Origin of the sequence: Mesorhizobium sp. M3A.F.Ca.ET.175.01.1.1, assembly GCF_004791945.1 — a bacterium.
In the GTDB taxonomy this organism is placed as follows: domain Bacteria; phylum Pseudomonadota; class Alphaproteobacteria; order Rhizobiales; family Rhizobiaceae; genus Mesorhizobium.
Genome location: NZ_SRTP01000065.1, coordinates 1 through 490, shown reverse-complemented (window position 1 = coordinate 490; position 490 = coordinate 1). Strand labels below are relative to the sequence as shown.

Below are 490 nucleotides of genomic sequence, written 5' to 3'. Positions count from 1 at the left end.
GGCTGCGGCGCTAATAGCCGTCCCCCTGCACAACGTCAGCCTCCATTTTGGCAGGCATTTTATCGCCAAAGAAGCGGATATATTGGAGTATACCTCAGTGCGAGCCATATCTGAACTCGCCGAATTCGTTAGCAGCTATCCAGCAAGTGCACTGCCTGCGGCGACACGGCGTACAATTTCGTTGCTCATTTTAGATCTTATCGGTGCCACGGCTGCGGGCCTGCGATCGCCGTTAGCTGATGCTGCCAGAAAATCAGCACTGGAAGCCTATGGCGAGGGCCTGATCAGCATTTGGTTGACCGAGGATCGTTCTAGTGTGGTCGGCGCCGCGATGGCGAACAGCGCTGCGGCAAGCGCGCTGGATATCGACGACGGTCATCGTGGCGCAGCAGGTCACGCGGGTGCCGGCGTTATTCCCGCCGCCTTGGCAGTGGCTCAGGCTGTTGACGCGTCGGTCTCCGAGACCATGGTTGCAATTGCGCTCGGATAT

The 490-nt window shown here is 58.4% G+C and carries 1 protein-coding gene; it reads left to right on the top strand.

What is annotated here, in order from left to right:
- The coding region (locus EN818_RS30760) for an MmgE/PrpD family protein (protein ID WP_348631428.1) at positions 1 to 490 on the top strand (490 nt) is incomplete at both ends.